This is a genomic window from Marinobacter sp., from assembly GCF_041686475.1.
GTDB lineage: Bacteria > Pseudomonadota > Gammaproteobacteria > Pseudomonadales > Oleiphilaceae > Marinobacter.
In genome coordinates this window covers 10,482-35,417 of sequence record NZ_JAWLDU010000020.1, presented here as the reverse complement: position 1 = coordinate 35,417, position 24,936 = coordinate 10,482, and the positions used below count along the sequence as shown (strand labels likewise).

The 24,936-nt window shown below is 58.3% G+C and carries 23 protein-coding genes; 12 read left to right on the top strand and 11 right to left on the bottom strand.

The window, feature by feature from the left end; all coding sequences use genetic code 11:
* Positions 1-95 precede the first annotated feature (95 nt).
* The 3 genes from ACESMB_RS06835 to rho form a co-directional block, all read right to left on the bottom strand.
* On the bottom strand, positions 96-1,100 hold the full coding sequence (locus ACESMB_RS06835; RefSeq protein WP_372971182.1) for a 2Fe-2S iron-sulfur cluster-binding protein: 1,005 nt from the start codon (positions 1,098-1,100) through the stop codon (positions 96-98).
* A 1-nt stretch (position 1,101) separates the two neighbouring features.
* The gene (gene ubiD / locus ACESMB_RS06830; protein ID WP_372971171.1) at positions 1,102-2,589 is read right to left on the bottom strand and encodes a 4-hydroxy-3-polyprenylbenzoate decarboxylase; all 1,488 of its coding nucleotides are present in this window, start codon (positions 2,587-2,589) and stop codon (positions 1,102-1,104) included.
* A 304-nt stretch (positions 2,590-2,893) separates the two neighbouring features.
* Complete coding sequence (gene rho / locus ACESMB_RS06825) at positions 2,894-4,156, bottom strand: transcription termination factor Rho (RefSeq protein WP_372926134.1); 1,263 nt, start codon at positions 4,154-4,156, stop codon at positions 2,894-2,896.
* Between the two features lie 368 nt (positions 4,157-4,524).
* On the opposite strand from rho, the gene moaB reads away from it, so the two are divergent.
* Genes moaB through ACESMB_RS06805 form a run of 4 tightly spaced genes read left to right on the top strand, consistent with a single transcriptional unit; the run spans position 4,525 to position 7,029 of the window.
* Positions 4,525-5,097: a molybdenum cofactor biosynthesis protein B gene (moaB, locus tag ACESMB_RS06820; protein ID WP_372926135.1), complete on the top strand. Its 573-nt coding sequence runs from the start codon at positions 4,525-4,527 to the stop codon at positions 5,095-5,097.
* A gap of 3 nt (positions 5,098-5,100) precedes the next feature.
* Positions 5,101-6,315, top strand: a complete 1,215-nt coding sequence (gene glp / locus ACESMB_RS06815) for a gephyrin-like molybdotransferase Glp (RefSeq protein ID WP_372926136.1) — start codon at positions 5,101-5,103, stop codon at positions 6,313-6,315.
* A gap of 2 nt (positions 6,316-6,317) precedes the next feature.
* Complete coding sequence (gene moaD / locus ACESMB_RS06810; protein ID WP_372926137.1) at positions 6,318-6,581, top strand: molybdopterin converting factor subunit 1; 264 nt, start codon at positions 6,318-6,320, stop codon at positions 6,579-6,581.
* A gap of 1 nt (position 6,582) precedes the next feature.
* Positions 6,583-7,029, top strand: coding sequence for a molybdenum cofactor biosynthesis protein MoaE (locus ACESMB_RS06805; RefSeq protein ID WP_372926138.1), 447 nt, complete (start codon positions 6,583-6,585; stop codon positions 7,027-7,029).
* 66 nt (positions 7,030-7,095) lie between these two features.
* Here ACESMB_RS06805 and trxA read toward each other — a convergent pair whose 3' ends face one another.
* The gene (gene trxA / locus ACESMB_RS06800) at positions 7,096-7,422 is read right to left on the bottom strand and encodes a thioredoxin TrxA (protein WP_007153552.1); all 327 of its coding nucleotides are present in this window, start codon (positions 7,420-7,422) and stop codon (positions 7,096-7,098) included.
* 364 nt (positions 7,423-7,786) lie between these two features.
* On the opposite strand from trxA, the gene ppx reads away from it, so the two are divergent.
* Complete coding sequence (gene ppx, locus ACESMB_RS06795; RefSeq protein ID WP_372926139.1) at positions 7,787-9,298, top strand: exopolyphosphatase; 1,512 nt, start codon at positions 7,787-7,789, stop codon at positions 9,296-9,298.
* Here ppx and ACESMB_RS06790 read toward each other — a convergent pair.
* Entirely contained in the window at positions 9,295-11,253 is a 1,959-nt protein-coding gene (locus ACESMB_RS06790) for an ATP-binding cassette domain-containing protein (RefSeq protein WP_372971170.1), read from the bottom strand. The genes ppx and ACESMB_RS06790 overlap by 4 nt on opposite strands.
* A gap of 48 nt (positions 11,254-11,301) precedes the next feature.
* Between ACESMB_RS06790 and ACESMB_RS06785 the strand changes: the two genes are divergently transcribed.
* The 3 genes from ACESMB_RS06785 (at position 11,302) to ACESMB_RS06775 (ending at position 13,037) form a co-directional block, all read left to right on the top strand.
* Complete coding sequence (locus ACESMB_RS06785; protein WP_372926141.1) at positions 11,302-11,832, top strand: TIGR02444 family protein; 531 nt, start codon at positions 11,302-11,304, stop codon at positions 11,830-11,832.
* Positions 11,826-12,212: a DUF4124 domain-containing protein gene (locus tag ACESMB_RS06780; protein ID WP_372926142.1), complete on the top strand. Its 387-nt coding sequence runs from the start codon at positions 11,826-11,828 to the stop codon at positions 12,210-12,212. Before ACESMB_RS06785 ends, ACESMB_RS06780 begins: the two co-directional genes overlap by 7 nt.
* Before the next feature lie 114 nt (positions 12,213-12,326).
* A complete protein-coding gene (locus tag ACESMB_RS06775) occupies positions 12,327-13,037 on the top strand; it encodes an FKBP-type peptidyl-prolyl cis-trans isomerase (RefSeq protein WP_372926143.1) in 711 nt (236 codons plus the stop codon).
* Positions 13,038-13,105: 68 nt separating this feature from the next.
* On the opposite strand, the gene rsd is transcribed toward ACESMB_RS06775, so the two are convergent.
* Both rsd and ACESMB_RS06765 read right to left on the bottom strand, forming a co-directional pair.
* Complete coding sequence (gene rsd, locus ACESMB_RS06770; RefSeq protein ID WP_372926144.1) at positions 13,106-13,588, bottom strand: sigma D regulator; 483 nt, start codon at positions 13,586-13,588, stop codon at positions 13,106-13,108.
* Between the two features lie 92 nt (positions 13,589-13,680).
* Positions 13,681-14,187 (bottom strand): disulfide bond formation protein B, encoded by a 507-nt coding sequence (locus tag ACESMB_RS06765; RefSeq protein WP_372926145.1) that lies wholly within the window; start codon positions 14,185-14,187, stop codon positions 13,681-13,683.
* A 161-nt stretch (positions 14,188-14,348) separates the two neighbouring features.
* Between ACESMB_RS06765 and fliL the strand changes: the two genes are divergently transcribed.
* The gene (fliL, locus tag ACESMB_RS06760) at positions 14,349-14,795 is read left to right on the top strand and encodes a flagellar basal body-associated protein FliL (RefSeq protein ID WP_372926146.1); all 447 of its coding nucleotides are present in this window, start codon (positions 14,349-14,351) and stop codon (positions 14,793-14,795) included.
* Positions 14,796-14,838: 43 nt separating this feature from the next.
* Here fliL and gshA read toward each other — a convergent pair whose 3' ends face one another.
* The 3 genes from gshA to ACESMB_RS06745 form a co-directional block, all read right to left on the bottom strand.
* Complete coding sequence (gene gshA, locus ACESMB_RS06755) at positions 14,839-16,392, bottom strand: glutamate--cysteine ligase (RefSeq protein ID WP_372926147.1); 1,554 nt, start codon at positions 16,390-16,392, stop codon at positions 14,839-14,841.
* A 69-nt stretch (positions 16,393-16,461) separates the two neighbouring features.
* Positions 16,462-18,804: a Tex family protein gene (locus ACESMB_RS06750; RefSeq protein WP_372971169.1), complete on the bottom strand. Its 2,343-nt coding sequence runs from the start codon at positions 18,802-18,804 to the stop codon at positions 16,462-16,464.
* Between the two features lie 47 nt (positions 18,805-18,851).
* Complete coding sequence (locus tag ACESMB_RS06745) at positions 18,852-20,588, bottom strand: putative bifunctional diguanylate cyclase/phosphodiesterase (RefSeq protein WP_372971168.1); 1,737 nt, start codon at positions 20,586-20,588, stop codon at positions 18,852-18,854.
* Positions 20,589-20,731: 143 nt separating this feature from the next.
* Between ACESMB_RS06745 and rep the strand changes: the two genes are divergently transcribed.
* The gene (rep, locus tag ACESMB_RS06740; RefSeq protein ID WP_372971167.1) at positions 20,732-22,750 is read left to right on the top strand and encodes a DNA helicase Rep; all 2,019 of its coding nucleotides are present in this window, start codon (positions 20,732-20,734) and stop codon (positions 22,748-22,750) included.
* Positions 22,751-22,821: 71 nt separating this feature from the next.
* On the opposite strand, the gene ACESMB_RS06735 is transcribed toward rep, so the two are convergent.
* Positions 22,822-23,235, bottom strand: coding sequence for a c-type cytochrome (locus ACESMB_RS06735; protein ID WP_372926151.1), 414 nt, complete (start codon positions 23,233-23,235; stop codon positions 22,822-22,824).
* A 194-nt stretch (positions 23,236-23,429) separates the two neighbouring features.
* Between ACESMB_RS06735 and ACESMB_RS06730 the strand changes: the two genes are divergently transcribed.
* Positions 23,430-23,768 (top strand): hypothetical protein, encoded by a 339-nt coding sequence (locus tag ACESMB_RS06730; protein WP_372926152.1) that lies wholly within the window; start codon positions 23,430-23,432, stop codon positions 23,766-23,768.
* Positions 23,769-23,778: 10 nt separating this feature from the next.
* Positions 23,779-24,936, top strand: coding sequence for a phospholipase A (locus ACESMB_RS06725; protein ID WP_372971166.1), 1,158 nt, complete (start codon positions 23,779-23,781; stop codon positions 24,934-24,936).

Sequence of the window (24,936 nt, the reverse complement as noted above, 5' to 3'; positions counted from 1 at the left end):
TGCTCGGACACCTTTTCCCTGCCAGAAAAGGTACCCCACCCAGACCTGATCTGACGCTGGTGGTTTATCAGGTTGCCAGGCGCCTGATTGTCGGATTACCCCCTGGGCGCGTATTCCAACACATCCGAGAAAAACGCTTCCTGCGGCAACCCGGCTTCAAGCAACGCGTCCATCAAGGTATAAACCATTGTCGGCGAGCCGCTGGCGTGTACTTCCACGTTGTTCCAGTCCATACCTGAGGCCAGCACTGTGCGCACCAGCTGGTCATGGTGTCCGCTCCACTCGTTATCCTCGTCATCCCCTACCACTGGCAAGAAGATAAACGGGGGCCATTCTTCCTGCCAGCGCTGGGCGAGGGATCGCAGGTACATATCTTCGTGGCGGCGAACGCCCCAGTAGAACTTCACCGGCTTGTCGTAGGACGTTTCCCGCAGGTAATCAACCAGACTTTTTACCTGGGCAAAGCCGGTTCCGGCTGCTACCAGCAGCAAGGGCTTTTCAGGAGCGGAAGCCAGGCAGGCGCGACCGTGGGGTAGCTCAACAGTGACTTCGCCGCCGGAGGTAAGCGCGTCGATCACTTTCTGGGCCGAGACCCATTCCGGCGTGGCCTGGATGTGCAATTCTATCAACTCTGCCGACGGGCTGCTGGCAATGGAGAAATAGCAGGGGTCAGCGTCGGGCAGGTTCACCGACAGGTACTGGCCGGCATGGAACGATAGTTCCCGGCGACTGGGCAGTTGCAGTTCCACGCAGTATACGTCGTGATTGATGGAGCGAACGTCCACCACCTTTGCCAGGAACTTGCTGGGCTTGTTGTCTCCGGCTGCCATAACGGCGTCTATCTCCAGTTCTAGGTCACTGAGCGCAAGAGTGCGACACATCATCAGGCGCCCGGTGACCGGAATTGTGTGTTGATTACGGGTATTCAGGGCCTGGCCAACAGCCAGGCGTGCCTCACAAAGCTCGCAAACCCCGTTGCGACAGGCAGCTGGAACCGCTATTCCGGCCCTGCCAGCCGCCGCAAGAAGCGTTTCATCAGCTGCTGCGGTAAACGATAAAGCAGCTGGCGAAAGGTGAATACGAAAAGCATCGCCGGCCATATCAGTCGGGGCGGTCGTGCGAAACTTCAATCCCCAGGGTATCCCAGATGTCATCGACGCGTTTTTTCACATCATCCGACATGGTGATGGGCGTACCCCATTCCCGATCCGTTTCACCCGGCCACTTGCTGGTGGCATCCATCCCCATCTTCGATCCGAGCCCGGACACCGGCGAGGCGAAATCAAGGTAATCGATAGGGGTATTTTCCACCAGCATCGTATCCCGGGCCGGGTCCATTCGGGTGGTCATGGCCCAGATTACGTCTTTCCAGTCACGCGCGTTCACATCATCGTCGGTAACAATCACGAACTTGGTGTACATGAACTGCCTCAGGAATGACCATACACCCATCATCACCCGCTTGGCATGGCCGGGGTACTGCTTTTTCATGGTCACCACTGCAAGGCGGTAGGAGCAACCTTCCGGCGGCAGATAGAAATCCACGATCTCGGGAAACTGTTTCTGCAGGATGGGAATAAACACTTCGTTCAGTGCTACACCCAGTATCGCTGGCTCATCCGGTGGTCGGCCGGTATAGGTGCTGTGGTAAATCGGGTTTCTGCGGTGAGTGACCCGCTCCACGTTAAATACCGGGAACTGGTCCACTTCGTTGTAGTAACCGGTGTGATCACCGAAAGGCCCTTCAGGTGCCCAGTCATCCGGGTAGATAAAGCCTTCCAGCACAATCTCCGCACTTGCCGGTACTTGCAGGTCGCTGAGGCCGCACTGCACCAGTTCGGTACGAGCACCCCGCAACAGGCCGGCAAAGGCATACTCGGAGAGGCTATCGGGTACCGGAGTGACCGCACCCAGAATGGTCGCGGGATCCGCCCCCAGTGCCACGGCCACCGGGTAAGGTTTACCCGGGTTGGCTTTCTGGAATTCCTGGAAGTCCAGTGCTCCTCCGCGATGGCTGAGCCAACGCATGATCAGCCGGTTCCGACCTATAAGCTGCTGGCGATAGATGCCCAGGTTCTGGCGTTCCTTGTTTGGCCCCCGGGTAATCACCAGCGGCCAGGTCACCAATGGCCCGGCATCCCCGGGCCAGCAGTGCTGCACCGGTATCTGGTACAGATCCACCTGGTCTTTTTCAATGATCACATCCTGGCAGGGCGCCGAGCGAAGCACTTTGGGGCTCATGCGCATCACCTGTCGGAACAGGGGCAGCTTTTCGATGGCATCCCTGAAGCCTTTCGGGGGATCGGGTTCTTTCAAAAAGGCCAGCAGCTTGCCGATGTCCCGCAGCGCCGTGACGTTGTCCTGCCCCATGCCCATGGCCACACGCTTTGGCGTACCAAACAGGTTGGCCAGCACCGGCATGTCGTAACCCTTGGGGTTCTCGAACAACAGCGCAGGGCCGCCTGCCCGCAGCGTGCGGTCGCAGATTTCGGTCATTTCCAGGTGGGGATCAACTTCTACTGAAATCCGCTTCAGCTCACCGAGCTTTTCAAGCTGGTCTATGAAGTCTCTCAGGTCGTTGTATTTCATCGGCTGCTCCGGTTGATTCCGGCATTGTACGCGAATTCTTTGGTTTTGGTTTGGCTCAGGTTGCGGACCTGGTGCGGGAACAGGATGGGGGCTGCTTCAAAGTACGATAATTCAATCAGCAAATGGTGCGCGCGCAAAAAGTCTGATCGGTAACGCCGGGGGCCTTCTTCCCGGACCGTGTATTGCCATGGATGGCAATGCCGAGCCCCCATGGATGGGTTCACGGCGTGTCCGGGGAGAAGGCCCCTGGCGCTACAAGCCCCCAAGCTCAGTGCGCAACGAGGGCCCGAACCAGTATCAAAACTTAACGGCGCTTCATCGAGTCGAAGAACTCGGAGTTGGTCTTGGTTTCACGCAACTTGTCCAGCAGGAACTCGATGGCCGCAGTGTCGTCGTCCATGGAGTGCAGCAGTTTGCGCAGAATCCAGACCCGCTGGATATCCGCCTCGCTCATCAGCAGATCCTCACGGCGGGTGCCGGAGCTGCGGATGTTGATGGCCGGATAGGTGCGCTTCTCGGCAATCTTGCGATCCAGGTGGATCTCCATGTTACCGGTGCCCTTGAACTCCTCGTAAATCACCTCGTCCATCTTGGATCCGGTGTTTACCAGCGCCGTCGCCAGGATGGTCAGGCTTCCGCCCTCTTCCACGTTACGGGCGGCACCGAAGAAACGCTTCGGCTTTTCCAGGGCATGGGCATCAACACCACCGGTCAGCACCTTGCCGGAGGACGGAATCACCGTGTTGTAGGCGCGAGCCAGACGGGTGATGGAGTCCAGCAGGATCACCACGTCTTTCTTGTGCTCGACCAGGCGCTTGGCCTTCTCGATCACCATTTCGGCCACCTGGACGTGACGGGCCGGGGGCTCGTCAAAGGTAGAGGCGATAACCTCGCCGCGCACGGTGCGCTGCATCTCGGTCACTTCCTCAGGCCGCTCGTCAATCAGCAGTACCATCACATGGCACTCGGGATTGTTACGGGTGATGGACTGGGCAATGCTTTGCATCAGCAACGTTTTACCGGCCTTGGGCGGGGAAACGATCAGGCCACGCTGGCCCTTGCCGATAGGCGCCACCAGATCCAGCACGCGAGAGGAGAGATCCTCGGTGCTGCCGTTGCCTGCTTCCAGCATCAGGCGCTGGTCTGGGAACAGTGGCGTAAGGTTTTCAAACAGGATCTTGTTCCGGGCGTTATCCGGCTTGTCGAAGTTGATCTCGCTGACTTTCAACAAGGCAAAGTAGCGCTCACCGTCTTTCGGCGGGCGGATCTTGCCGGCGACCGTGTCGCCTGTGCGCAGGTTGAACCGACGGATCTGGCTGGGGGAGACGTAGATGTCGTCAGGTCCTGCCAGGTAAGAGGCATCAGCAGAACGGAGGAAACCGAAACCGTCCTGCAGAATTTCCAGTACGCCGTCACCGTAGATGTCTTCACCGCTCTTGGCATGCTTCTTCAGAATCGTGAAGATCACATCCTGCTTGCGCGAACGAGCCAGGTTATCGAGGCCCATCTCTTGCGCAATTTCGAGCAATTCGGGCATGGCATTCTGCTTGAGTTCAGTAAGATTCATAGTTTATTGGATTGTCAGGAATGGAAGTAAACGGATATTGGAATGACAGGGGTGCCCCTGAACTGATTGATCGGGTATACGTTGAACTTGGTGCTGGCCAGATGGAGCAACCGGTGTAGATGAAATCCGGAAAGGTACTGAAGCCAGAGACAGGAAGAACAACCGTTCGCCGGGCAACAGCGATCATCAGCCACCTTGCGTATCAATGTCAAGTGATGTTGCACACTTTTGAACCGATTTCCCGTTTTGCAGCCCTCTCTGTACTCCCTGATGCCGGCTCTCATCCCCCTGAAGGGTTACTCCTCTTCCATTCAGCCCCGCAGTTCCGGATACTGCAAAGATGACTTCAAAGACTTCGGAGAGCGTCCATGAGCAGCGACACCACAAGTGAACTGAAACCCCTGAGTATTGGCCTGTTAACGGTGTCTGATACCCGTGGACCGGAGGAGGACTCATCGGGGCAATTCCTGGAAAACAGCCTGATTGAAGCAGGCCACAAACTGGTTGCGCGCCGCATCCTGCCAGACGACGTCTATCTGGTGCGGGCACTGGTCTCAAGCTGGATTGCAGACCCGGACATCAACGTGGTGATGATCACCGGCGGCACCGGCTTCCACGAGCGCGACAGCACACCGGAAGCGGTGACACCGTTGCTGGACAAGACCATTGAGGGGTTTGGCGAGGAATTTCGCCGCCTGTCCCAGGTTGAGATCGGCACATCCACCATCCAGTCCCGGGCGCTCGGCGGGATGGCAAATCACACCCTGGTTTTCTGCCTGCCCGGTTCCACCGGCGCCTGCCGGACCGGTTGGAACGGCATCGTCAGCAGCCAACTGGACAGCCGTCACAGCCCCTGCAATTTCTCCACACTGGCTCTGGGCAAACCGGAAAAACCTTTCAACCGGATCAACCAGGTCATTGGCGAGCGCTCGGAGCGATAATCGATGGCAAGTTCTGACCTGATTTCCGTCGACGATGCCATTAACCACCTGGTCGCCCATGCCCGCCCGGTCGCAGACACACAAACCGTAGCGCTGGCAGATAGCCTGGACCGGGTTCTGGCCAGAGACTACAGCGTTCCGGCAGATGTACCGCCCGCCGATAACAGTGCGGTAGACGGTTACGCCGTGCGCGCCGGTGATCTCTCCCAAGCCACTTTACTGCCGGTGTCTGGACGTGTAGCAGCGGGCGAAGCGCCCGGCTCCCTCCCACCCGGCACCGCCGTGCGAATTTTCACCGGTTCGGAGATTCCGGCGGGTGCGGACTCCGTGGTCATGCAGGAACGGGTAACGGTGACCGATGACGGCATCACCATCAATGCGCCGGTCAGCGAAGGCCAGAACATCCGCCATCAGGGTCAGGACCTGGCCCGGGGCGAACTGGCGCTGGCGAAAGGTACGAAGATCCGGCCACAGGAAATGGGCCTGCTGGGCTCCATAGGCGTGGCAGACGTTTCCGTGTACGCAAAATTGAAAGTTGCCATTCTCACCACCGGTGACGAACTGGTGGATCCCGGACAACCACTCGGGCCTGGGCAGATCTACAACAGCAATCGCTATACGTTACTGGGGCTGCTGGCAAAAGCCGGCTGCGCGGTAGTGCTCTGTGAAACCCTGAGAGACAGCCGGGAAGCGACCCGGAGTACACTGGAGCGGGCCGCAGCCGAGGCCGACCTGATCATCACCAGCGGTGGCGTATCGGTAGGTGAGGAAGACCATGTCCGGGTGGTACTGGAAGAGTACGGTGGCCTGTCCCTGTGGCGTCTGGCCATGAAACCGGGCAAACCGCTGGCTTTTGGCAGCATTGACGGCACTCCGGTGCTGGGCCTGCCTGGCAACCCGGCGTCTGTGCTGGTTACTTTCCTGATAGCGGGGATGCCGCTGATACGCGCCTGCCAGGGGCGCACGGCCAGCTCCGGCCAAGGCGAACAAATGCCCGCCGGATTTTCGGTCGAGACGCCTTCGGTTCGTCGCGAGTTTGTTCGCGCCCGCAAGGGTATCAGTGATGAGGGCCCGGTCGTCCACGCCTCGCCCAATCAGAGCTCCGGCGTTCTTAGCGCCGCCTGCTGGGCAGAGGGTCTGGCGGTGGTTCCGGAAAATAACACCCTTGGTATTGGTGATACGATTACCTACTATTCTTTTGCGGAGCTGCTGGAATAACCATGAGTACCGACAACACCATTACTGTGAAGTTTTTCGCCCGCCTGCGGGAGGAGCTGAATACGGAGTCGCTGACCGTAGCGGCCGGATCCGGGCTGACGGCCGGCAGGTTGCTGCAGGATCTTGCGGCAAGGGGCGGAAACTGGGCTCAGCTGGACGGTGCGCAACCGGTAATGATTGCCGTCAACCAGGTCATGACAAAACCGGACCGGGAGTTACAACCCGGAGACGAGGTGGCTTTTTTCCCGCCGGTGACAGGGGGCTGATGTGATTCGCGTACAGCAACAGGATTTTGATCCTGCCGAGGAATACCGTGCACTCCGGGACAGCGGTTCCGGCACCGGTGCCATTGCCACGTTTACCGGGCTGGTTCGGGACAGTGGTGACCTGACAGGTGTGACGGGGCTGTTTCTGGAGCACTATCCGGGCATGACCGAGCAGGTTATCGAGGGGCTCATAAGTGACGCCTCAAAGCGCTGGGATGTGCGTGAGGCCCGGGTGATTCACCGGGTCGGGAATCTGGCGCTGGGTGAGCAGATTGTGTTTGTAGGCGTGTGCAGTGCTCACCGTGGGGATGCGTTTGCGGCCTGTGAGTTCATCATGGACGCCCTGAAGACGTCGGCGCCGTTCTGGAAGAAGGAGATCACGGGCGACAGCGAGCATTGGGTTGAGCAGAAGGCTGCTGACGTGAATCGCTCTCAGAGCTGGGAGTAATCCTCGCTGGCAATAAAAAACCGCCCGTGAGTGTTTGCTCAGGGGCGGTTAGGGCCGTTGCAGCGATCAGAGATTGCTGTCCAGGAACGCGGCCAGCTGGGACTTGGACAGGGCGCCCACTTTGGTGGCATCCACGTTGCCGTTCTTGAACAGCATCAGTGTAGGGATGCCGCGGATGTTGAATTTGGGCGGTGTCTGCTCGTTTTCGTCGATGTTCAGTTTGCAGACTTTCAGCTTGCCTTCGTACTCTTCGGCCATTTCTTCCAGCACCGGTGCAATCATCTTGCACGGGCCGCACCATTCTGCCCAGTAGTCCACAAGCACCGGTACGTCCGACTGCAATACGTCCTGCTCAAAGGAGGCATCTGTAACGTTTACAATATTTCCGCTCATTTCAGTTTCCCGATTCGTGCATCAGCCAGCACGAATGTGCCCGGCTGATGCTGTTGACTGTCGTTGGCGGCTGCCGCACGGGGCATATGGCAACCGTTCACGGTGATCATCGTATGCAATACTTTACGCGATTGGTCAGGCGGATGTGAAGCGCTTACTTCCACCCGGGCCCTTCGGATTACACTGACCAAGGGTGCGCCATTGCGTTACACGGCATATCGCTTATAGTAATCACCAGATTCGGCAGTTTCCGCCAGCCATTGCAATGGCTACAACACAACCGTTGTTGAGATTTCTCTCGCACGGCTTATCAAGCCCTCTTCCCTTTATCAAGTTAGGGCCTGGCAGAAGGAATTCAATACACGTGACGGCCAACTCCTCCGCCACCCCGCCAGAACTGCTCGCCGCAATCGATATGGGCTCCAACAGCTTCCACATGGTGGTTGCCCGCCTTGTTCACGGTGAAATCCGGACCCTTGAGAAGATGGGCGAGAAGGTTCAGCTCGGCGCCGGGCTGGATCGTTACAACCGGCTCACGGAGGATGCCCAGGAACGCGCCATGGCGTGCCTCAGCCGCTTTGCCCAGAGGCTGCAGGGCATGCCACCAGAGGCCGTTCAGGTGGTGGGCACTAATGCCCTGCGGGTAGCGCGCAACACCCAGGAATTTATGGCCAGGGCTGAAGAGGTTCTGGGGTATCCGGTGGAGATCATTGCCGGGCGGGAGGAAGCCCGCCTGATCTACCTGGGAGTGTCCCACACCCTGTCCGATGACAGTGGCCGGAGGCTGGTCATCGATATTGGCGGTGGCAGCACGGAGTTCATTATTGGTGAACGTTTCGAACCCCAGGATCTGGAAAGCCTGCACATGGGCTGCGTGTCTTTCCGCAACCGCTATTTCCCGGACGGCAAGATTACCCGCAAGCAGATGGACAAGGCCATTACCCACGCCGAGCAGGAACTGCTCAATATCCGCCAGCACTTCCGCAATCGGGGCTGGCAAAGCGCAGTGGGATCATCCGGGTCCATCAAGGCGATTGCCAGCGTGCTTGCCAGCCTCAAGATTACCGACGGCACCATCACCCTCGAGGCGATGAATGAGCTCAGGAAGCGTCTGGTGGACATGGGCAAGGTTGAGAAGCTTGGTGACCTGGGCGTACGAACGGACCGCCAGAGCATCTTCCCGGCAGGATTTGCCATTCTGATGGGGGCCTTCCGGTCGCTGCAGATAACGGAAATGACGTTTGCCGAGGGCGCCCTGCGTGAGGGCCTGCTTTACGATATTGCCGGCCGGATTCAGCATGAAGACGTGAGAGAGCGAACCATCCAGGCTTTACAGGAACGCTACCACGTGGATCAGGAACACGGTGGTGCCGTGGAGGACACGGCGATTGCAGCCTGGCGCCAGGTCGCCGATACCTGGGCCCTGAACACCCCGGCCGATGAAGAAGCGCTGCGCTGGGCCTGTCGGCTGCATGAAATCGGTCTCACCATTTCACACAGCCAGTATCACAAGCATGGCGCCTACCTGCTGCGCTATTCTGACCTCCCCGGCTTCAGCCAGCAGTTCCAGCGTGACCTGGCAACCCTGGTAAGGGGGCACCGGCGCAAATTCTCATCAGCGATCTTTGAAGGGCTGGACCCGGAGGATATTCCCCGCCTGCGCTACCTGTGCGTTCTGGTTCGCCTGGCCGTGCTGCTGCAACACCCCCGGAATCACGAGCAACCACCAGAACTGCGCCTGTCCCCTTCCAACAACGGTCTCGCGGTAGAATTTCCTTCAGGCTGGCTGGATGATCGCCCCCTCACCCTTGCCGATCTCGAGAATGAACGGGACTACCTCTCCAAGCAGGATTTCAGGCTCGAGGTGAAGCTCTAGGAAGTGGTCAGCTCCGCTTCCAGATCTTCAACCGTTTCACTGATTTCCAGCCATTCCGCCTCCACGTCTGCCAGGCGACTCTTTGCGGCAGCCTGTTGCCCAAGCAGCTCTTTCAATGCCTGCTTGCCCTGATCGGCATAGAGCTCCGGATCCGAAAGGTCCTGCTCCAGCGTCACCAGTGTCGACTGAAGCCGGTCCATTTCTTTCTCCAGCGCCGCCTGTTGCTTGCGATAGGGGCTGAGCTTTTGCCGAATAGCCGCTTCCGCGCGCTTGCGGGCCTTGCGATCCTCGGCATTTTCACCCACGGCAGCCACTGCCGCTGACACTTGAACCCCAGCTTGCGGAGCGGCATCGCTCTCGCGTCGTGGTGCCTCAGTTTCGTCTTTTCTCCTGTCCGCCAGCCAGCGTTCATAGTCTTCCAGATCGCCGTCGTACTCGGTGACGCGGCCATCGTTCACCAGCCAGAAATCATCCACGGTGTTGCGCAACAGGTGACGGTCGTGGGAGACCACCACAATGGCTCCGTCGAAGTTCTGCAGGGCCATGGTAAGTGCCTGGCGCATTTCCAGGTCCAGGTGGTTGGTGGGCTCGTCCAGCAACAGCAGATTGGGTTTTTGCCAGGCAATGACAGCCAGGGCCACACGGGCCTTTTCACCGCCGGAGAACGAACGGATGGCACTGAGGGCGCCGTCGCCGTGGAAATCGAAGCCACCCAGGAAATTACGAATACTTTGCTCCGATGCCCGGGGAGAGAGCCGCTGCAGGTGCAGGAAGGGGCTGGCATCCAGGTCGAGAGACTCGAGCTGGTGCTGGGCAAAATAACCAATGGACAGATGCTCTCCGGTGGTTCTCTCGCCACGCAGCAGCGTGCCTTCTCCACGCAGGGCATCCATCAGGGTGGATTTACCTGCGCCATTGGGACCCAGCAGACCAATCCGACTACCAGGCAACAGCGAAAGGTTGATGCCCTCAAGGATAGCCGTCTCACCATAACCGGCGGATCCGTTACGGATGGATAGCAACGGATTGGACACTTTGTCGGCCATCGGAAACTCGAAAGAGAATGGGGAATCCACATGGGCCGGGGCGATTTTTTCCATGCGTTCCAGAGCCTTTACCCGGCTCTGGGCCTGACGCGCCTTGGTTGCCTTGGCTTTGAAACGGTCAATGAAGCGCTGTATTTCGGCAATCCTGGCCTGCTGACGCTCGTAGCCGGCCTGTTGTTGGGCCAGACGTTCACTGCGCTGGGTTTCAAAGGCTGAGTAGTTACCCGTATAAAGCTCCAGACGTCGCTGGTCGAAATGCACAAGATGTGTCGCCACACGATCCATGAAGTCCCGGTCGTGGGAAATGAACAACAGCGTGCCTTCGTATCGCCGCAGCCAGTTTTCCAGCCACAGGCAGGCGTCCAGATCCAGGTGGTTGGTAGGCTCGTCCAGCAGCAGGAGGTCCGACGGACGCATCAGCGCCTGGGCCAGATTCAGGCGTATCCGCCAGCCGCCGGAAAATGACGACACCGGCCGCTCGGCATCGGCATCAGAAAACCCGAGCCCTCGCAGCAGGGATTCCGCCCGGCGCGGCGCTGACCAGGCTTCGTGAACGTCCAGCTCCCCGTGAATACGGGCGATGGTGTGATCGTCGCCGCGCTCTTCTGCAGCGGCCAGCTCTGCCTCCATCCTGCGCAGATCGGGGTCACCATCCAGTACAAAATCCCTGGCACTGCGGGATGACGCTGCTACTTCCTGGGCCATGTGCGCAATGCGACATCCACCGGGTAAAGACACGCTACCCTGCTCCGGGGACAGCTGCCCCAGCAATAATTGGAACAAACTGGATTTCCCGGCGCCATTGGCTCCAACTATTGCCACCCTCTGGCCGGGCTGGATAGTAAGGTTGACGGCTTCTAGCAACCAGACGCCACCCCGTTGTAAACTGAGATCGGTTATCGTTAACATGACGTAATGGTATCAGGGAATGTTCATTAAGGAACCGGCAGAGGCCCTATGTCGTGTAGCGGGAGCAAGATACCTGAGGATGCTGATCCGGAAAACCCGTTATGGCATTTTGCTTGCCGTTTCTGGGAATCGCCCCGGGCACAGGAAGCATGCCTGGAATTACAGAGCCGCGGCTGGAGCGTTACCCGCATTCTGTCTGCTGCCTGGCTTGCATCTCGCGGAAGCAGCTTTTCCGGTGGTGAGAGCCAGACGGTTACTGCCTGGCGAAGCCAGGTTACCGAGCCACTCAGGACTGCGAGAAAATACATAACGAAAAACAACCCTCGCACTGATATTGTGAGGGAATACATAGCCCGCAGCGAGCTTGAAGCAGAGCGGGTTGAGCTGGCTCTGGCTTATGAAGCCCTGGTTTCAGATACACAAACAGGCTCGAGTAGAGAGGCTACGGCCAGTCTGGCCCTGGATAACCTTCTCGCTGCGGCACCGGAGACTACAATGGACAAGGGGACCGGCAGATTGCTGGACACACTCGCCAGAGAACTGTCGATACTCGCAAAGGGAGATAACGGGCCATGCTGATGAAATGGCTGATCCGGCTGGCGTTTCCTGCTCTGGGCGTTCTCGTTGCGCTGGTATTTTTTGGCATCAATGATCCTACCAGCACCTCCACCGAGCCCGCAGAGACAGAAGCAAACGTGGATATTCCCTCCTTCGAGGGGCTGGTTCCATCTCCGGTACCCACTGAAGGGCCGGATATCGTCTTCAAGTGGCAGGACAGAGACGGGAGCTGGCATTACGCAGACACACCGCCTCCCCAGGGCTCCTGGAATGCGCTGGCCATTGAGCGAGCAGAAAACAAGACCCTGCGCCCGCAGGACGCTGACCCGGAAACCGACTGGCAGTCTCCCTACCGGGCTCCGTTCTCGCTATCTCCCGACACCGCCAATAACGGCAGCTAACGCTGCCGTTATCCTTCCCTTAACACATGTTCAGTGGCATCTGGCGACGGAACCCGTTACCTTCTCTGCTTTCGTAACCATTCAACAGTAACGACAATCAATAAGGAACAGGCAATGAACAGAACCCTGATCGCGCTGGCGGTTGCCGGCACCCTTGCCGGTTGCTCATCTTCCCAGGATGCAACCCAAGACAACCCACCGCTGGAATCCGCCGATGAAAAGGTCAGCTATGGCATGGGCCTGGTGATGGGCGAGCGGATGGGCAACGATCTGCCAGATCTGGAGATGGACCAGTTTCTGCAGGGCATCCAGCACGGCCATGCCGGCGATGAAGAGCAGACCCGCATGAGCCGGGAAGAGATTCAGGAGGCCCTGATGGCCTACCAGTCCCAGCTCCAGGAGCAGGAGTCGGCCCAGTCGGAAGAGCTGGCCCAGAAGAACCTCGAAGCCGGTGAAGAATTCCTGGCTGAGAATGCAGAGCGTGATGGCGTTGAAACCACCGATTCGGGCCTGCAGTACGAAATCCTGGAAGAAGGCAATGGAGAGAAGCCGAGCGAAGAGGACCGGGTTCGGGTTCACTACACCGGCGAACTGATATCCGGTGAGGTGTTCGACAGCTCCCGCGAGCGCGGCGAGCCGGTTACTTTTGGTCTGAACCAGGTCATTCCGGGCTGGACTGAAGGCTTGCAGCTGATGTCCGAGGGCAGCAGAGCCAGACTGTATATTCCCGCTGAGCTCGCCTATGGTGCGGGCGGAAACCAGAGGATCGGGCCTAACGAGACGCTGGTGTTTGACGTGGAACTGCTGGAAATCAATCCGGAGTAATCACCGCACGTTGCATGCTTCCCCCGCGTCACCTTCAGATGTCGGGGGAAGAAGCTGGCGGCGCCGTTTCAGGCAGACGACATGACTTTCTCGGCGTGAGCATTGTGAAGATGCTCAATCAGGTAATCTTCCATCTCGAATCGACTTTCCAGGGTCTCTCCCAGTTCAGAAAGCTGCTGAAACAATTCGCGGACTTCACTTTCTGTCAGTGACTGGCCATTGAGACGGTCGTTGAAGTTCAGTGCCGTTTCCGTGGTTTCTGCGATCTTGGGATACAGCCGTGCTGCCAGTTCCAGGCCACCGTCGTTGAATTCCCGGGCTTCCTGCACCAACTGCTCGTATATCTCAAAATGCCCCGCCGAAACATAATCGACCAGCACCTCGCACAGCCTGATGAATTTCTCGCGCAGTGCCTCTGTCTGCGAGTAATCCGTGGTGCCGGACAGTTCACAATAGTGCACCAGTAATTCCTGCCTCTCTTTCAGCCAACGGTCTATCAGTTCGCTGACACCACCCCAACGCTCCCTGGCATTACGGCAATTATCCAACATGACGCCTTTCTCCGGTTACCGGGTTCTGGTTTGATTCTTCTTGTTGTGACGAGTCTCAAGTTACCCCATGCCGACGGTCCGTCGCAACCGTTTCAGCCCTGTATCCAGCCAGACTTTCTGGCGGGCCGGAACATCATGACCAGGCCGATGACCACCAGCAGGGTGAAAAATACAGCGGTCCACCCGGGGATAGTGAGCCCGAGGAAACGCCAGGTTACTTCAGCACAGTCGCCGGTACCCTTGAGAGCCGTCGTCAGCACTTCCATCCAGGGCATCACATCCAGCATATAGTCCACCGACGGGCCGCAGGCCGGCACCTGGTCAGCCGGCAGGCTCTGCAACCAGAGCTGACGCCCGGCAACCCCAAGCCCGGCCCCGGCGCTGATCGCCAGGAAAAAGCCATATACCCTGACTCCGAAACCCTGCGGGCCGTGCAACGCCGCCAGCAGGCTGACCAGCCCGGCAGCCATGAAGCCAAACCGTTGCAACCAGCACAACGGGCAAGGCTCCAGCCCCATGAAGTGCTCCATGTAAAAGGCCACGCCAAGCAGACCGGCACAAACCAGGAATATCAGGAAAAAAACGGCTCTGGAATTCAAATGTGTACCTCTGATCAACGTTCATGTCAGACAATGCGTCCCGCCACGGCGGCAGACGACCAGATGCTGCAAGCGGGCATCGACCCTGCTATTCTCTCAGCACTGGAGGTGCCCGCGGGCGCCCAGCCACTTAACCTTAAACCAATACGAACTTCAAGCCTATGACACTTAAGCCAAAGCACCTTCTGCTGGCACTGCTGATCACCCTGCCCCTCGCCTCTGTCACCTTCGCACAGGAGGATGAGGAGGCAGAGCAGGAAGCGCAGGAAGAAGAACCGGGCGTCACCGACTACATCGACATGGACCCTGCCTTCGTGACCCATGTGGGAGAGCCCGGCACCAGGCTGAACTACCTCAAGGCGGCGGTTACCATCCGCGCGTCCAGGGAAACCACGCGTTCCGCGGTAGAAACTCACATGCCGCGGCTGCGTCATGAACTGGTGATGTTGTTCGGCGAGCAGACAGATACCGACCGGTTGTCCGGTAATGAAGGCCAGCAGGCGCTGCGGGAAGAAGCCAAAAACCGGATTAATACGGTACTGGAAGAGCAACAGACCGGCGAGAGCATCACCGGCGTGCTGTTTACCGAGTTTGTGGTCCAGAAGTAACGAAGAAGCAACTGTGAAGCCGGGCAAAGCCCGGATTTTCACCTCAGGAACGCAGATACTGCTCCAGGAATTCGCCAAAAGGCTGTTTATCGCTTTGCTCCATGGCCGCCTGTTCTGAAAGGGATTCCCGGGTCATTTTCTCAAACGCTGCCATCACATCATCCGGCAGGCCTTCGTCGCGCAATGTCTGCTGGTGTTGCCGCGACATCTCCAGCCCCCATTCGCGATGCCCCATCCCCGAACTTTCCATGGCCCCAAGCACCCTTGCCGAGGGAACCTTGAGCGGGTCGTCCAGCTTGGCCCTCTGGTCAGCCAGCGCGCGCCGGTAGGTATTATCGCCATTCCACCCATCCAGCTGTTCTGCCAGCCGCTCCAGGCCATCCAGCAGTGAAGCTGCAGCCTCACCCACAGCAATGTGCTCGCCGGCCCGGCAGAGGGTCAACTTCGGGTCCCTGCCTCTGGCGACTACGTCCTGGTAGTTATCGTCCAGCCGCTCACACTCGTCATCGTCAATGCGCGGGCTATCCGACAGCAGGCAGTCCAGCAGGAACAGATCGAGGAAATCGATCTGGCTTTCGTTGACGCCGACCGGAGAGAACGGGTCCAGGTCCAGACAACGTACCTCAATATATTCAACACCACGGGATTCCAGTGCCTGGATCGGCTTTTCCTGCGGTTCGGTCGTACGTTTGGGGCGAACGGCGCTGTAATACTCGTTCTCGATCTGCAGCACGCTGGTATTGATCTGGATGAACTTGCCATCACGCTGGATGCCGATCTCCTCGTAGGGCGGCCAGGGTGTATGGATCGCCCGGAACAGGGTGTCGGTGTAGGTCTTGAGTTCGTTGAAACAGATATTCAGCGAGGCCTGTGCATTATTGTGATATCCCAGGTCCCCCATACGCAGTGAAGTGGCGGCCGGCCCATGCCAGGTGTCGTCGCTGAATCTGGCCAGGTCATGGCGTACGCCGGCCACAAAGCTGGCGTCGAGTGCAGGTGACGCTCCGAACAGCAGCATCAGTAGCCAGCTGCGGCGGCGGAAATTACGGATCAGCCAGAAGTACTGGTCTGACTTGAAGTCCTTGAGGCTTTGCTGGTCGCCAACCGCCTGCTGCCACAGATTCCAGAAGCTGTCCGGCAGCGACAGATTGTAGTGGGCACCGGCGATGCTCTGCATCATGCGGCCGTAACGAACCGCCAGGCCCTGACGATAAACGTGCTTGAGGCGGCCGATGTTGGCAGTACCGTATTCCGCAATGGGAATGCTCTCGTCGCCATCCAGCTCACAGGGCATGCTGGCGGCCCAGAATACTTCGTCGCCCAGGTTATGCTGCACGAACCTGTGAATGTCCCGCAGGGAGTCGAGCATGCCTCGGGTGGTATCGAACACCGGTGTTATAAGCTCCAGAAGGGCTTCGGAATAGTCCGTGGTGATACGCGGGTGGGTCAGCGCAGAGCCCAGGGAATCCGGATGCGGCGTCTGGGCTATGAAGCCGTTGCGATCGACCCGCAGGCCCTCTTTTTCCACGCCCTTTCTGAAACCTGTCCACTGGCTGGCAGTGAACTGTTGAAAAAGCTGATGGCGGGATTCACCCATGAATGGCTCCTGCTTGGATGGCCGCCGGGCTAACCGGCAGCCAGACCTGTTTGTGTGTGATAACGGGGATCAACGGCCGTCTTTCCGGGCCGATGCCAGCGCCTGTGCCAGCGCTCCAGCCATGGCGCCCTTTTGCGGATTCTCCGCAGCCTTCTGGCGACCGTTCCTGGCGGAAGGCTTGCCGCCAGAATCCCTGCGGTTGCCACCATCGCCGGCGCGGCTGTCGGACTTCTCTCCCGGCTGGTCATCCATACGCATGGAAAGCGCAATCCGCTTTCTCGGGATGTCCACATCCATCACCTTGACCTTGACGATATCCCCCGCCTTGACCACTTCCCGGGGGTCCTTGATGAAGGTATTCGACAGTGCCGAGATATGCACCAGCCCGTCCTGATGAACGCCGATATCCACGAACGCACCGAAATTGGTCACATTGGTAACCGAACCTTCCAGCACCATGCCCGGTTTCAGGTCGTTGAGAGTTTCCACACCCTCCTCGAAGCTGGCAAAACGGAATTCCGGGCGCGGATCCCGGCCCGGCTTTTCCAGTTCGGTAATAATATCCTTTATGGTTGGCAGACCAAACTGCTCGGTGACGTAGTCCTGTGGGTTCAGTGACCGCAGGAAGGCGGAGTCGCCAATAATGCCCTCAACCTTGCGGTTGTTCTTATGGGCAATGGCCTTGACGACACCATAGGCCTCCGGATGAACCGAGGAGCGGTCCAACGGGTTATCGCCACTGGCAATGCGCAGGAAACCGGCCGCCTGCTCGAAGGTACGATCTCCCAGCCGCGATACCTTGAGCAACTGCTTGCGATCGCGGAATACGCCGTTCTGGTTACGGAAATCGACGATGTTCTGGGCAATGCTCTGGTTCAGGCCTGAGACCCTCGCCAGCAGGGGAATGGAAGCGGTATTGAGATCCACGCCGACACCGTTAACACAATCCTCCACCACCGCATTCAGGCTGCGGGCCAGTTGCACCTGGGACACATCGTGCTGGTACTGGCCAACACCAATGGACTTGGGTTCAATCTTGACCATTTCCGCCAATGGATCCTGGAGACGGCGAGCAATGGACACCGCGCCACGAATGGTGACATCCAGGTCGGGCAGTTCGCGGGAAGCAAACTCGGAGGCAGAATAGATGGAGGCACCGGATTCACTGACTACTATTCGCGCCAGCTTCAGTTCCGGATAGCGCTTGCACAGATCCGCCACCAGTTTCTCGGTTTCACGGGAGGCGGTGCCGTTACCGATGGCAATCAGTTCAATGCTGTACTGGCGGCACCATTTGGCCAGTTGTTCGATGGACTGATCCCACTGGTTGCGGGGTGCATGGGGGAAAATCCCGCCGTGGCCCACCACCTGGCCGGTGCCGTCAATAATGGCCACTTTTACGCCGGTACGCAGCCCGGGGTCCAGCCCCAGCGTCGGGCGCGGGCCAGCCGGAGCCAGCAGCAGCAGATCCTTGAGGTTGGCGGCAAACACATTAATGGCTTCGGTCTCCGCCGCTTCACGCACCTGAGCCATCAGGTCGGTTTCGATCTGGGTGGACAGTTTTACCCGCCAGGTCCAGCGCACCACTTCCGACAGCCAGCGGTCGGCAGCGCGGCCGTTGTCGCGAATTCTCCAGCGGGCGGCGATGCGCTGTTCCGCGGGGTGTGGCTGTCGGCGGTCGTCTTCGGCATCGCCCACCACAATGGAATAGGTAAGCACCCCTTCGTTCCTCCCCCGAAGGATGGCCAGGGCACGATGGGAAGGTACTTTTTTCAGTAGTTCGACATGGTCGAAGTAGTCGCGGAACTTGGCGCCCTCGCTCTCCTTGCCGGCCACCACGGTGACCTTGAGCTGCCCCTGCTGCCAGATAAAATCACGCAGCTCACCCAGCAGTTCGGCGTCCTCGGCAAAGCGCTCCATGAGGATGTAACGGGCGCCATCAAGGGCGGCCTTGGTATCGTCAATGCCGGCCTCTGCGTTGAGGTAGCCTTGCGCTATCTGCTCCGGATCCAGTGTCGGGTCGTCATAAAGCGCATCGGCCAACGGCTCCAGACCTGCCTCACGGGCAATCTGGGCCTTGGTGCGGCGCTTGGGCCTGTAGGGCAGGTAAAGATCTTCCAGGCGGTTCTTGGCATCCGCTGCATCGATGCTGGCGCGCAGCTCATCGGTCAGCCTGCCCTGCTCCTCGATGCTGTTGAGGATGGTGGCACGACGGTCTTCCAGTTCACGCAGGTAACGCAGCCGGTCTTCCAGGTTGCGCAACTGGCTGTCATCCAGCGAACCGGTAATTTCCTTGCGGTAGCGGGCAATAAAGGGAACGGTGGCGCCACCGTCCAGCATTTCCACGGTGGCATTAACCTGCTGTTCACGAACACCCAGTTCGTCAGCAATGCGCCTGATGATACTGTTCATGCAACCTCATCTGATGCTTACGAGTCAAAGCGCAAAGGTACAGCGGCTTATTGCTGCAGGCAAGCAGAGCGGCTACGGTTGTCCAGGAATTGCACAAGATCCTTCCAGGGCATCGGGCGGGCGTAGTAGTAACCCTGGATTTCATCGCAGTGTTGCTGGCGCAGGAATTCAAGTTGCCCTTCGGTTTCCACTCCTTCTGCCACCACGCTGATCTGCAGGCTGTGGGCAAGGCTGATGATGGCGCGGATGATGTGTTCGGCGTCCGCTGACTGCCCAAGTTCCTGCACAAAGGATTTGTCGATTTTAACCAGCGAAATAGGCAGGTGCTGGAGGTTGCTGAGGGAGGAAAAACCGGTACCGAAATCATCGAGAGCAAAACTGATGCCCAGTTGATTGAGCTCGCGCAGACATCGCTGGGCGTATTCGGGGTCGTGCATCATGGCGCTTTCCGTGAGCTCCAGCTCCAACAGGCTGGTATCCACATTGGCATTGAAGATGATGCGGAAGATGGTTTCGGTCATTTTACGGTCATGAAACTGACGGAAGGAAAGGTTCACCGCAAACACCAGCCCGGGATACCCCAGCTCCGCGGACTCCTGCAGGCGCTTGCAGGCCTGTTCAATAACCCAGTAACCGATAGGCACGATGAGCCCGCTGCGTTCAGCCACGGGAATAAACTCGTCCGGGCCCACCAGCCCCCGCTCTGGATGATTCCACCTCAGCAGGCATTCAACCCCACGCACTTCCTCGGAGGCCAGATCAATCCTTGGCTGGTAATAAACCTCCAGTTCGTTGCCACGCAGGGCATTGCGAAGATCAGCTTCCAGCCGCAACTGGTAGCCGGCGGTAATGTGCAACTGGCGGTCATAAAAACGATAGCTGGTGCCCGGGTCACGCTTGGCCTCAAACATTGCCCGGTTGGACCGCCGCATGAGGTTCTCCGGGCTGTCACCGGCTTCCGGGTAGGTGGCAACACCGAGGCTGGCGCTCACCACCACATTCTGGCTGTCGATACTCAGCGGCTCCCCAAGGGCGTTCACTATCTTGCGGATGATCTGGGTGATATCCAGGGAGTCTTCCACTTTCTCGACAATAATGGCGAACTCATCGCCACCAATACGCATCAGTGAATCCATTCGTCGCAGGTTCTGGCGGAGGCGCTCCGCCAGCTTGAGCATGATCTGATCGCTTTTCTGGTAGCCGAAGGATTCATTGAAACTGCGAAAGTCGTCCAGGTTAATGTGCAGCAGGGCCAGCCGCTGACTGGCTCGTTCCGCCCTCAGCAGTGCCTGCTGCAGGCGGTCAAAAAACAGATCGCGGTTGATAAAGCCACTGGCCACTTCACGGCCCAGCTGGCCATGGGCCGACTCAGACAGCTGCTGCCGGTACCAGAGACACCGGACAGCCCTGCACAGGTTCCATTTGTCCAGTTCCTGGCGCGACAGGTAATCCGCAGCACCGTTGGCAACCAGGGCCGATGCCCGCTCTGCGGCAGGCTCCGCGCTCATGGCCAGTACGGGCTTTTCATTGCTGGAAACGGACAGATATTGCAGGAAGGAATCTTCGGAACCACCATGGAAAATACAGTCCCAGAGGATAACATCAAAGTGGGTGTTGCGAATCAGGTCGTCACAGTCGATCAGGTCCGGGCACCAGGTGAGATCCGGTTCCATCTCCCGGTCCCCGGCCAGCAATGCACCCAACCACAGAAAATCCGAGTACTCGGGTGTCAGTACCAACAGGCGCACGCGGCCGGAATTGAACGATTTTACTGCCAGGGTCATCAACAAGCGTCCCGTTGCTGGTGAGCAAACATCTCCGTTCCCTCAAGAATAGCTGATAGATGCTCAAGGTACAGCAAGTCCTGCTGGTGTAGAATAACCGCGACCCGACTTCATCCATTAAATCCCGATTTGGCGCTCATATTGTGAACATGCTCAACCCCCGACAGAGTGAAGCCGTTCGGTATGCCGATGGCCCCATGCTCGTACTGGCCGGTGCCGGAAGCGGTAAAACCAGCGTAATCACCCGCAAGGTGGCCTATCTGATCGAGCACCTGGGAATTCCCGGGCGACACATTGCTGCCGTCACGTTTACCAACAAGGCCGCCCGGGAAATGAAAGAACGTGTCGGGCGCCTCGTGGACCGCAAGCTGACCAGGGGGCTGATTGTCTCTACCTTCCATAACCTCGGGCTCAACATGATCCGGGAGGAGCATGAGCATCTGGGGTATCACCCCGGATTCTCCATATTCGATGCGGAAGACGCCAAGGCCCTGCTGCAGGACCTGATGATGCGCGAGGCCAGCGCGGACGCCGGTGACGAGCTGTCGGACGTGCAAATGACCATCTCTTCCTGGAAGAACGCCATGCGCAGTCCCCAGGACGCCTGGAGCCGGGCCGCGGATGATCGGGAGCAACGCATCGCCATTATCTACCGCTATTACAGCGAATACCTCAAGGCCTACAACGCGGTGGATTTTGACGACCTGATCCTGTTGCCGGTGCAACTGTTCCGCGACAATCCGGAGGTGTTGCAGAAATGGCGCCGCAAGATCCGCTACATGCTGGTGGACGAATACCAGGATACCAACCTGTGCCAGTACGAACTGGTCAAGCTGCTGGTGGCAGAGCGTGCGGCCTTCACCGTGGTGGGCGATGACGACCAGTCCATCTATGCCTGGCGGGGCGCCCGGCCGGAAAACCTGGCGCAGCTGAAGGACGATTTCCCAAGCCTGAAGATCGTCAAACTGGAGCAGAATTACCGCTCCACCGCACGCATCCTTCGTTGCGCCAACATGGTGATCGCCAATAATCCCCACGTATTCGAGAAAGCCCTGTGGAGTGACCATACCATCGGCGATGAACTGCGCATCGTGCGCTGCCGCAACGAGGACGCGGAAGCCGATCGGGTGGCCACGGAAATCCTCGACCAGAAACTGAAGAAAGGCCAGGCCTTCCGGGATTTCGCCGTGCTTTACCGGGGCAATCACCAGGCGCGGCTGCTGGAAATGAAGCTGCAGGCCTACCAGATTCCCTACCGCATCTCCGGCGGCCAGTCGTTTTTCGCCAAGAATGAGATCAAGGACGCCATGTCCTACCTGCGCCTGCTGGTAAACCCGGATGATAATGCTGCCTTCCTGCGGGTAGTGAACGTACCACGCCGGGAAATAGGCCCCCGCACCCTGGAGCAGCTCAGCCACTACGCCCGCTCACGGGATATCAGCCTGTTTCGTGCACTGGGTGATATGGGGGCGGAGACCCATGTCACTGAAAAGGGCCTGGACCGCCTGCGCCGGTTCGCCCACTGGGTAGACAACACCTGCGAGCGCTTGTTCAGCGAAGACCCGATCCCGGTGATCAAGCAGCTCTTTACAGACATCGAATACGAGGAATGGCTGCACCTGCACTCAGGCTCGCCGAAACAGGCCGAGCGGCGGATGGAGAATATCTGGTACCTGGTGGAGTCCATCCAGCGCATGCTGGACGATGGCAAGGGCACGGCTGACGAAATGGGCATCGAGGATGCCATCAGCCGCCTGATCCTGCGAGATATGATGGAGCAGCAGGAAGAGGAGGATGACAGCGACAAGGTCCAGTTACTGACCCTGCACGCCTCCAAGGGCCTGGAATTCCCCCACGTATTCATCATGGGCCTGGAAGAGGAAATCCTGCCCCACCGCTCCAGCATCGAGGAAGGCAATATCGAGGAAGAACGGCGGCTGATGTACGTAGGCATCACCCGGGCCCGGGAAACCCTGACCATTACCTACGCTGCCCAGCGCAAACAGTACGGCGAAAAACTGGAGACCATACCCAGCCGGTTTCTCGACGAACTGCCGGAAGATGACCTGCGCTGGGAAGGCACTGGCGACCTCGACGTGGAGGCCAATCAGAAGAGAGGCAAGGCGACGCTGAGCGCACTACTGGGAGACCTGGGGAGCTGAAATCCGCAGGCTGTCACGAAAAAGCCCCGCTTTTGCGGGGCTTTTCGAATCAGAGATAGTCTAGCGGAGACTTATTCGCTCTCTTCAATCATGTACTCGACAGCGACCTCAATTTCTTCATCGGAACAGCTGGAACAGCCACCCTTGGCCGGCATGGAGTTGAAGCCATTGATGGCGTGATCCACCAGGGTTTCGAGCCCTTTGTCGATGCGGTCACTCCAGGCATCAGTTTCACCCATTACAGGCGCACCGGCTGCACCGGAAGCGTGACAAGCTGCGCAAGCGTCATCATAAACTTCGTTACCTGAGCGAGGCTCTGAACTGGCTGATTCTTCGGATGCCGCCGCTTCTCCGCAGTCTTCTCCCTGAACACACACCTCGCCCACCGGAGTAATACGGGAGCGGATTTCGTCTTCAACGTTGGCCATTACGGCACCTGTTGTCAGGCCGAAGCCAAGCAGTACAGCAGCCAGGACTCTCTTCATCTTCACAATGCACCTCGCAATTGGGCGTTATAATAATCAGTGGACGCATTATAGCGGCTGCGGCGGGGCAAAAAAACCAAAGTGCAAAATGATCGTCCCGATTCAACCGGTTTCGTTGCCATTTCGTAAATCAGAAGGCCCTGCCCGTCTATTCCGGGTACCATACACAAAACAGACTCCAAAGGTCAGAATTTATGTCTGATGCGAATCAACCGCCCCCCAATCCCTGGCGCAAACCACTGCTGATCACTGAATTTTCAGCACTGGCCATTCTGCTGGTGTCCATGGGATGGTTTTCCAGCCGCACGGAGGACGGCGCCGAACTCAGCCCGGCCTGGCTATTAATCCCTGCCGCAGCCAGCCTGGCAGTATTCATCAGTTTTATCGGCCTGATGTATCTGCGCTGGGTGGTTGCTGCAGCGGCGGAGCGCAGAACGCGTCACAAGATTGTTTTCTCACTGCTGGTGATGACCCTGCTCGGCGTCTGGGCTTTCGGTATCGCCAACACCTGGATCAGCCTCTCCAACGCATAAGGACAGCGCAATGCAAGGCACATCCGATTCCCTATCCCTGCGGGCCACCAGTCTGGCTGTGTGCATCTGCGCGGCACCGCTGGTCTCAGCCTCGGAACACCAGACTCCGACAGAAGCAGACTTCGACGATGTGTCACCGGACCAATGCGCGTTGATCGAGGATGGTGTCCAGCGCCTGGCCTGCTACGACGCCTTCAATGACCCGGCGGCAGCTCGAGAGCAGGCGCCTGAGGACAAACTCGATGCCATTTCCGATGCCGTAAAGGCCCTGGAATATGAAGAGCTGGCCGATGCCGAAGAGGATGATGCCGCAGTGGAAGAACTGGAAGAAGGAGGTGAGGACGATACCGGTGTAATGTCAGCAATGCTGAATCGCTACGTGGCGGCAGAAAAGGCGATTTTCTCCTTCTCCGGCAGTTTTGTTGGCCACCGGCCGATGTACATTCTGCCTTTCAGCTATATGAAAAACGCCAACCGGACGCCCTCCAGCCCGCGGCTGGGCTCAACGGGTTACGATTACGGTATCGACAACCAGGAGGCCAAATACCAGATCAGTTTCAAGGTGCCGCTGCTCACCGGCTGGCTGGATGGGCGCACGACCTTCTGGTTCGGTTATACCCAGAAATCCTTCTGGCAGGTTTATAACACGGATGACTCCGCACCGTTTCGCGAGACCAATTACGAGCCGGAATTCTTCCTGCGATACGCGGCAAACTACGACATCGGACCGGGCACTCTTAATGGCCTCACTCTGGCTTTCAATCATGAGTCCAACGGCCAGTCCGAACCCCGTTCCCGCAGCTGGAACCGGATCATGGCGTCGGCGGCCTACAGTTATGACCGCTGGCTGTTCATGGTGCAGCCCTGGTACCGGTTGCCGGAAAGCGACAGCGAGGACGATAACGCGGATATCGAGCGCTACCTGGGGCACGCCAACTATAGGTTCATCTACAAGTGGACGGATGACCGGACTCTGTCTCTGAATATGATGAACAATCTGCGGTCAGAGGATAACAAGACGTCGATTGAGTTGGGATACAGCTTTCCGATGGGAGATACGATCAAGGGGTATGTTCATTATTACAATGGCTATGGGGAGAGTCTGATTGATTACAACCAGCGGATTCAGAGAATCGGCATCGGGATTATGCTGAACGACTGGCTTTGA